This is a genomic window from uncultured Arcanobacterium sp., assembly GCF_947253055.1.
GTDB lineage: Bacteria > Actinomycetota > Actinomycetes > Actinomycetales > Actinomycetaceae > Arcanobacterium_A.
In genome coordinates, this window is record NZ_CAMXYE010000110.1 from 1 (window position 1) to 2,995 (window position 2,995).

Genomic DNA, 2,995 nt, shown 5'->3' on the forward strand with positions numbered 1-2,995 from the left:
AGAGCGGGGGAAGTGCGAACCTACGCTCGAAAGCGAGAGTTCGACACTTCCCCCTCAAGTGGAGATGGCGGGAATCGAACCCGCGTCCGATACGGAATGTCTGAGACTTCTCCGGGTGCAGTTTGCTAGACGCTTTTTTCGGCTCCAGCGCTCACGCAAACCAGTCGCTGGCGAACCTAGTTAGCTAAGTTTATGTTTCCTACCGCTAACCTGCAGAAAACACAGTGGCTTCCTTAAAGACGACGCCAGGAATCTCGCGCGAAAGCTACGCGAGGCTGACGGATTTCTTTAAATGCGCTCGTGCTTAGGCAGCGAGGGCGAAATCGTTATGATGCTTATTAGCAACTATTTTTTGCAGAGAATCGTTAAAGAGCTGACTCTGCTTCCTCTACCCGCTTCTCTCCGGCAATCAATACCGTCGAAACCGATCATCCCCATATTTAGTTATAAATCACCAAAGTGCCTTACAGTATAGCAAAATATTTGCCGCTTATTCTGCCCAAGCCGCAATATTCCACACCCATATCCCATCTACCCCTATTATTCCGTCCCTACCTATCCAAATCCCACCTAGTCCGTTCCCACCTATGTAGCTCCCGCACTTCTCTCTAGCTATGTGTTTACATAGTTTGCACATATGAGTATTTTCTCTTCTCTATACGCAGGAAATATGCAAATCCGGCATGTATCGATATCCATTCCCATTTACATTTTTCATGAATCGTAATACTCTCGCTTACTAACTGACTCTGCACACCTAGGAAAGGGTACTTACTTGTCATTTTTAGGAAGAGCTGGACGCTACGTCTTTAGAAAAAGAATCAAGACGCTAATTATTTTGGGTATTTTAACGGCTATGATGACGGTACTCCTCGCTACGGGAGCCGTAACCGAATCCGCCAATCGAGTGGGAGCAGAAGTATCTGCCCGCACCGGTGCTGGTTTTGTACTGCAAAATAATCCCCAAGTTAATCCCGGCACTCCCCGCGGCGCTGGCACTGTAAAAGGCGCAGATATTAAGAAAATAGCGCAGCTAGCTGGAGTAAAAAACTATGTCGCGCGGCAAAACGTGACGGCGGATCTGGTAAATGCGCAAGTGCAAAAACTTCCCCAGCAAGAATACGATGCGAAAAAAGAAGCCCAGTTTGGTAATGCGGCAAATGTATGGGGCGTAAATGGCACCGAATTAGATAACAACTTCCGCAGCGGCGCCCTAAAATTAATTGCTGGGCGGCATCTACAAGAAAACGACCAGCATAAATCAATAATTCACGCCGATTTAGCGAAGGCGAATGGGCTCTCTCTCGGCAGCAAGATTACCTTAAAAGCTAATCCGTATGACGTAGATAATCAGAAGCACTCTACCGCACAGGTGGAGACGGAAATAGTTGGCTTAGTTTCTGGAAATAATACTCGTCCAGCGGCACAGCGGAGCGAACTTTTTGCAAATACTATCTTCACCGACCTCGATACTACCCGCACGCTCTACGGTATGGATGCGGCGACGGAGATCTATCAAGATGCTAATTTCTTTGTGGATAAAGCAGACCAGCTGGAAGAGGTGGCAAAATCGGCCACTAGGCTCAATATCGACTGGCGTAACTACCAGCTAGCTCGCAGCACCCAATACTTAGCTGGTATCACCGGAGCGGTAGACGGGGTACGCAGCGTAATGAACGGGGCCCGCATAGCTACCTTCCTACTTGCGGCAATTATCCTCACTCTGGTGCTCTTCCTCTGGATGAATGAGCGGAAAAAAGAGACCGGCGTATTACTCTCTATTGGCACCAAGAAAATAAGTATGGTGGCGCAATATTTTACTGAGCTAATTATGATTTCTCTGCCCGCATTCCTTATTTCCTATTTCGGAGCAAAAGCAATTGCTCAGAAGATTGGCAACTCCGTGCTCAACTCGGTAAACGCCTCGGCGCAGCAAAGTTTCTCAAAAGGACAACAGGCCGGTGCCGATATGGAATCTTCGATGGCTACCCGCACTCTAGACAGTCTTTCCGTGCACATCACGCAGCAGGATTTAATTAGCGTCGGATTACTCGCTCTAGGGGTAATTGCTCTTTGTGTATTGATTTCTGCTGCTCCGATGCTGAGAAAATCTCCGCGCGCACTCTTGGTGGATATTAAATGAAAGGCATATCTTTGCCGCGGCGAGCTGGGTATGCCCTTAGCCGCCGGCCGGCGCGCAGTCTTATTATTTTCCTGATTATGGTGGTAATTTTTACCGCTTTAGTAGCTCAAGCTGGCGTGCGCACCACTATGAGCACCATGCGCGAAGCAATTGATGCTAATTTAGGGGCTGGCTTTACCGCTACCTCCCCTGCCGGCGCACTCACCGCGGAAAATGCAGAAAAATTGACGCAAATTCCCGGAGTGAAAGAGCACGTATATGAAGGAGAGACGCTGGGACGCCCCCAGAATGCACATCCGGTAGAAAATACCGGAAGCGTACAGCTAGATCCAGAATTTGCCGGAGATATTGCTATCACCGGCACCACCAACTCTGAGCTTTATCCAGAGTTTACGGGGCGTATCTATCGCCTTACGGCGGGGACTGCAGTAACGGAAGAAAAAGCGGGTGCCCTTATTCATCAGGAATTTGCCACTCAAAATAATTTACAAATCGGAAGCGAACTCATCCTGCAACAAGGCGAAAAAATCGTGCGCATTCCGGTGCAAGGAATTTTCAGCGGAAAAGCAGAAAATCCCACTGGCCTGCCGGCGGGAGCTTCTGAAAATAAAGTATTTCTTGATTTTGCCTCTTACCGGCAGTTAAGCGGCGTAGATACCTATACTTTGGCTCGCTATTTCACCGCAGATGCCTCCACTTTACCCGCTACCTTGGAAAAGGCGCGGCAGGAGCTGCCAGATTTACAGCTAGAAGATAACTCTGCCCAATTCTCAGGCATTTTAGAATCTATTGCGGGCGTGGAAAAAATGCTTAGCTATCTTCTCGTAGGTTTTTGCCTAGCCAGTGCAGCTA

2 protein-coding genes and 1 other RNA gene are annotated in these 2,995 nt (G+C 48.5%); 2 read left to right on the top strand and 1 reads right to left on the bottom strand.

What is annotated here, in order from left to right; translation table 11 throughout:
• Window positions 1–56: 56 nt before the first annotated feature.
• Window positions 57–436, bottom strand: a transfer-messenger RNA (tmRNA) gene (gene ssrA / locus Q0X35_RS06345).
• Between the two features lie 402 nt (window positions 437–838).
• Between ssrA and Q0X35_RS06350 the strand changes: the two genes are divergently transcribed.
• Both Q0X35_RS06350 and Q0X35_RS06355 read left to right on the top strand, forming a co-directional pair.
• Window positions 839–2,143 carry an ABC transporter permease gene (locus tag Q0X35_RS06350; protein ID WP_297566648.1) on the top strand — a complete coding sequence of 435 codons (1,305 nt, stop codon included), beginning with the start codon at window positions 839–841 and terminating at the stop codon, window positions 2,141–2,143.
• On the top strand, window positions 2,140–2,995 hold an 856-nt coding region (locus tag Q0X35_RS06355), incomplete at its 3' end, for a hypothetical protein (protein ID WP_297566650.1). The genes Q0X35_RS06350 and Q0X35_RS06355, both read left to right, overlap by 4 nt.